This window comes from Curtobacterium sp. B18 (assembly GCF_000333375.1).
In the GTDB taxonomy this organism is placed as follows: Bacteria; Actinomycetota; Actinomycetes; order Actinomycetales; family Microbacteriaceae; genus Curtobacterium.
Genome location: NZ_BACZ01000715.1, coordinates 1 through 5,020, shown reverse-complemented (window position 1 = coordinate 5,020; position 5,020 = coordinate 1). Strand labels below are relative to the sequence as shown.

Genomic DNA, 5,020 nt, shown 5'->3' with positions numbered 1-5,020 from the left:
TGAGCGGTCGCGCGGGCACCGNCCTGGGTGACGGCCGAGATCGTCGCGCGGTCGGCGTCGACGTCGCCGAGCACGAAGGACCAGCTGCTCGCACCGGGCGTCGGCTCGGCGAAGGTGTACGTGGTGACCGACGGCTGGCCGGCCGCGTCGGCGAGCGGTCGCTGGTTGAGGTACGTGTTGCCACGACTCGACCCGTACGCCGCGCCCGGGCCGGTGTTCGGTCCCTGCCAGGTGGAGTTGCCGCTCACGACGGTCGACTGCCGCGAGTTCGACGTGAAGGTGGTCTCCGGGAAGCCAGGCATGCTGACGGTGCCGGTGTAGGCCTTGGTCTGGCCGGCGAGGGTGAAGGTCCCCCAGTGTCCGGCCGGTTCGGCGGAGGCTGACGACGCGCCGACGAGCGCGAGTCCCCCTCCGAGTGCGAGGGCGGTCAGTGCCGCCGTGACGGTGCGCAAGCGCCGCATCGTGCTCCCCTGCTCGTGCTGACCTGGTCCCTGAGCCAGACGTCGGTGTCTCGACGCCTCCTCAGGCTATCCAGGGAGCGCGAAGACCGTCCACACGATGCCGTGATCGGGACAGGTGACCGTCGACCGGTGTCCGGCGCGGGTCACCCCTCCGGCAGCCGGTCGAGCGCGGCGACCTGTCCCGCGACGAGCATCGTGCGCGCCTCGTCGACCGGCACCCACCGCGCGTCGTCGACCTCCGGCACCTCGACGTACCGGCCGGATCCCCGCGGCAGTTCGATCCGCGCCGTGTTCGACCGCACCCGGTCGACCGTGAACGCAGGGGCCGCGACCGCGAACACCCGCACACGCTTGCCGGACGCCTGGCGCACCTCGCCCAGGTCCGTGACGGGGCCGTCGGGCGCGGCGACCCCGATCTCCTCGGCGAACTCGCGGCGGGCGGTCTCGAGCGGGTCCTCGTCCCCCTCGACGAGCCCCTTCGGGATGGACCACGCGCGTGGTCGGTTCCGCCAGAACGGCCCGCCCATGTGCGCGATCCAGACCTGCACGCCGACGTCGTCCGTCCGGTACAGCAGGAGTCCCGCGCTCAGCACCACGAGCGCGACGCTACCCGGCGGCGGACGGTGTCGACGCGGGGCCGCGCGGTGCGGGCCGGCCCCCGGCTGCGCCGGTCGGTCCAGGAGGCGCGGGTCGGCCCGGTCGGCGTCCGCACCGTGCCGACGGGTCGGGTCCGCGACCGGGGAGCGGGAGTAGTTTGCATGGTGAGGAGCGCCATGACGACGCCCCGGAGGACCCCGGACGAGGAGGTCGATCGGGATGGACGAACGGTGGAGGACGGTCACACTGGCCGCCGATGCGGCAGCGCCGCACGAGGAGGCCCTGCACTGGGTCACCGACCGGGCCGGGACGGGCATCGACCGCATCCGGGTGATCGGGGTCGACCCGGCGATCGAGGGTCGCACGGGTCCGGACGGGAAACGCGTCGCCGACGCGGTGGCGGACGCCGCCCGGGCCGCGATGCCCGACGCGCGGGTCGAGGTACGACGGCACGCCGGACCGTTCACCACGGCACTCGTCGAGGAGTCGGACGGCGGCGACGTCCTCGTCATCGGCACGTTCCGCGGCCGTCGCGGCTCCACCGCCGGTGGGGACCCGGCCCGTGTCGCGGCACGCGCAGCGGTCCCGACGGTCGTCGTGCCGGAGGGACCCCATCCGATCGCCGGCGACGTCGTGCTCGCGGTCGAGGAACCGGTCGACGACCGCGCCCTCGCGATCGCCGTCGACGAGGCCCGTCGGCTCCGCCGGAGGGTGACGCTGCTCCGCGCGTGGGAGATGCCGGTGCTCACCCGGACGGGTCTCACGGACTTCGCCGAGGACCCGATGCGGTGGCGGACCCGGAACGCCGAGCTCCTGCAGCGGGTCACGACGGACCTGGTGGGCCGCTACCCCGACGTCCGCTTCCACCCGCTGCTCGTCGAGGGCCGCCCGGGGCACGCGATCGCCGCGCACACGCGTCGCGCCTCGGTCGTGGTGCTCGGGCTCGGGCACGTGACGGCGCTCTCGGGCTCGGTCCTGCACGACGTCCTGCGCGAGACGGTGTCGCCGGTCGTCGTGGTCCCGCCCGCAGCGCACGACGCCCCGGTCGCCGGAGCGGCGGATCAGCCGGCGAGGTCCCGGGCGGCCGCCGCGACGCGCTTGGTGAGGTAGGCGACGCCGCGGGTGTTCGGGTGCAGCGCGCCCGGCTCGAGGTCGATCCGCCGCAGGTCACCGGTCCCGTCGAGCGAGACCCCCGACACGTAGGGCTTCTTCGTCGCGCACGCCGAGTGCGCCTGGGTGCTCGAGAACACGTCGACGAACCGGACCCCTGCGGCCCGTGCGGCCGACGCCGACACGTCGTTCAGTGCCTCCTGCACGCCGTGCAGGTACCGGACGTCGGTGTTCGTGAACGGGTAGGTGTTCGAGGGGAAGGAGCCCGCCAGGGTCCCGAGGTCGAGCGCGGACCGGAAGCAGCCGCCCTTCGGCGTGTGGTCGGCGTCCGGGAAGATCGCCGGGTACCCGAGGAACAGGACGGTCGCGTTCGGCGCGGCCTCCCGCACGGTGGCGAGGGTGTCGGCGATGCCGAGCGCCACGCGGGACTCGATCTTCGTCCGGAGCATGTCCTCGCCGTCCCGGACGAGCGTGCTGCGGCAGGAGGGCGCGTCGCGGCCGGAGAACACCGGGCCCTTCGGTGAGAGGGCGAGGCACGACGCCGCGGTGCCGAACAGGTCGGCGTCGTTGCCGCCGATCGTCAGCGTCACCAACCGGGTGCGCTCGGACAGCGACCGGATCTGCGGCGGGACCCCCTTGAACTGGAACCCGCTCGTGACGTCGTCGCTCGTGGCACCGCCGCAGGTGACGTCGGTGAGGTCGAGCCCGAACCGTGCGGCGATGCGGTGCGGGTAGTCCTGGGCGGACTGTCCGCAGGCGCCGGTCGGCAGGTGGGTGGGATCGGACAGCCCGTAGCCGGCCGAGTACGAGTCGCCGAGTGCGACGTACTCGCTGCCCGGCGGGATGTCGGTGAGCGTCTCGACCGGGTCGCCGGTCACCGGGTACGGCTGCGGGACCGGCCACATCGGCGCGGCGGAGACCGCACCACCACCCGCGACCGACCCCGCGAGCACGACGGAGGCCGCCACCACGGCGAGCAGCGTCGAGCGGACGGAGCGGAGCAGGTTCGGCCTCCAGGGACGGGTCGGACGAACCAGGCTAACGCGCCGACCCGTCGCGGGCGGTCAGCGACGGCCCAGGCGTCGCTCTCCCCCGCTGCCCGTGCGGTACTCGAGGCCGTAGTGCTGGTAGACCTCCGGCTCGAGCGACGCGTCGAGCTCGCCGTCGGTCGCGATCGTCGGCGCGTCCTTCACGAGCTTCTTCGGGTACGCGACCCGCAGGTGCTTCGGCGCGACCAGCGCACCGGTCAGCGGCACGAACAGGAGCTTCTGGAAGCCGACCATCCCCGTGGTGACCGCTCCGAAGGCGGGCTCGGAGGTCGCGGTGTCGTAGTAGATGCTCTCGAGCGTGCCGACCTTGTCGTCCGCCTCGTCGACGACCGGCAGACCGATCCAGTCCCGGATGTTCGCGGCTTCGAACACGTGTGCCTCCTCGTGAGCACCCGGCGTGTCCGGGTCGCTCACCCGCCACGCTACTGAGCGGCCGTCCCGTCGGTCACAGCGGGTCGTCGACCGACCGCGAGCGTGTCGACCGCGGCGAGCACGTCGTCGGGACCGATCGCGAGGAGCGCCGGGTCCGGGTCCTCGGCGAAGACGTCGCCGCGGCGCACCGAGGCGTCGGTGAGGACGACGTGCGGACCCGTTGCGGGCGGCCCCCACGCCTCGGGTGGCGCCGGTCCGAACACGACCACCGAGGGGATCCCGTAGGCGGACGCGAGGTGCGCCGCCCCGGTGTCCACCGTGACGACGAGCGCGGCGGCGGCGATGACGCCCGCGAAGTCCTGCAGCGGCAGCACACCGGCCAGCACCGCCCCCGGCGCCAGCCCGGCCGCCTGCGCGACGTCGGCCGCACGCTCGACGTCGTCCGCGCCTCCCGTCAGGACCACGTCGAGGCCGCGCGCTCGCAGTCCGCGCACCACGGCGGCGAAGCGGTCCGTCGGCCAGTGCCGCGCGCCGTGGAAGGCGCCGACGTGCACGACCGCGGCCCCCTCGGCGACCGGGGGTGTCGCCGGACGCGCGATGCCGACGTCGTCGGGATCGGCGGCGATGCCGTGCCAGGCGAGCAGGCGGGTCCACCGGTCGCGCTCGTGCACGCCGTCGGGCCACCCAGGCCCGTCGAAGCCGTTCGTGGGGTCGGCGTGGCCGATCACCCGACGGGCACCGAGGGCCGCGACCAGGTCGGAGGACTCCGGCCCGGCGCCGTGCAGGTTCACCGCCACGTCGATCGCCCCGGCGGGCGCACCGATCGGGTGGTCCAGACCGTGCTGGGCGAGGTGCACGTCGACGTCAGGCAGGAGTTCGACGACGGGCGCGAGCCACGCCGTGGTGGCGAGCGAGATCCGGTGGTCCGGGAAGGCGCGGCGCAGCGCGTGCAGTGCGGGCACCGCGACGAGCAGGTCGCCGAGCTTGATGGCGCGGAGCACGAGCAGCTCGGGGCGCCCGTCGGACGGGGGCAGGGTGGGGACGGCGGTCACGCGGGCGACGGTAGCCGTGGACACCGGTCCGTTCGTCCGGGATCGCGTTCGCCGGCTGTTCCTGAGCCGACCCCCTGCTGCGCGCCGGTAGGTCGGGGGCATGGCTCTCGCTCCGGACCGCACCGTGCGCGGTCTCCTCTTCGACCGCGACGACACGCTCGTCGTCGACGTCCCCTACAACGCCGATCCGAGACTGGTGGTGCCCGTCCCCGGCGCGCGGCGGGCGGTCGGTCGTGCCCGGGCGGCCGGTCTCGCGCTCGGGGTGGTGACGAACCAGTCGGTGATCGCGAGGGGGACGGCGACGCGCGAGCAGGTCGACGCCACGAACGCCCGGGTCGACGAACTCGTCGGAGCCTTCGACGTGTGGTGCGTCTGCCCG

At 74.3% G+C, this 5,020-nt stretch carries 6 protein-coding genes; 2 read left to right on the top strand and 4 right to left on the bottom strand.

Going from position 1 to position 5,020, the window contains the following annotated elements; genetic code table 11:
• Positions 1–604 precede the first annotated feature (604 nt).
• The gene (locus tag I5E_RS26095) at positions 605–1,057 is read right to left on the bottom strand and encodes an NUDIX domain-containing protein (protein WP_022908401.1); all 453 of its coding nucleotides are present in this window, start codon (positions 1,055–1,057) and stop codon (positions 605–607) included.
• A gap of 220 nt (positions 1,058–1,277) precedes the next feature.
• Between I5E_RS26095 and I5E_RS19110 the strand changes: the two genes are divergently transcribed.
• Positions 1,278–2,168, top strand: coding sequence for a universal stress protein (locus I5E_RS19110; protein WP_022908400.1), 891 nt, complete (start codon positions 1,278–1,280; stop codon positions 2,166–2,168).
• Here I5E_RS19110 and I5E_RS22200 read toward each other — a convergent pair.
• From I5E_RS22200 to I5E_RS19095, 3 genes are all read right to left on the bottom strand, one after another.
• Positions 2,120–3,139, bottom strand: a complete 1,020-nt coding sequence (locus I5E_RS22200) for an SGNH/GDSL hydrolase family protein (protein ID WP_022908399.1) — start codon at positions 3,137–3,139, stop codon at positions 2,120–2,122. The two genes, I5E_RS19110 and I5E_RS22200, sit on opposite strands and share 49 nt — an antisense overlap.
• 93 nt (positions 3,140–3,232) lie before the next feature.
• Positions 3,233–3,589 (bottom strand): PRC-barrel domain-containing protein, encoded by a 357-nt coding sequence (locus tag I5E_RS19100; RefSeq protein ID WP_031263208.1) that lies wholly within the window; start codon positions 3,587–3,589, stop codon positions 3,233–3,235.
• A 50-nt stretch (positions 3,590–3,639) separates the two neighbouring features.
• On the bottom strand, positions 3,640–4,641 hold the full coding sequence (locus tag I5E_RS19095; protein WP_022908397.1) for a glycosyltransferase family 9 protein: 1,002 nt from the start codon (positions 4,639–4,641) through the stop codon (positions 3,640–3,642).
• A 100-nt stretch (positions 4,642–4,741) separates the two neighbouring features.
• Between I5E_RS19095 and I5E_RS19090 the strand changes: the two genes are divergently transcribed.
• On the top strand, positions 4,742–5,020 hold a 279-nt coding region (locus I5E_RS19090; protein ID WP_022908396.1), incomplete at its 3' end, for an HAD-IIIA family hydrolase.

Bases quoted from the DNA above. Each gene is read 5' to 3' on its own strand.
- I5E_RS19110 (WP_022908400.1), top strand. From the start codon at position 1,278: ATGGACGAACGGTGGAGGACGGTCACACTGGCCGCCGATGCGGCAGCG.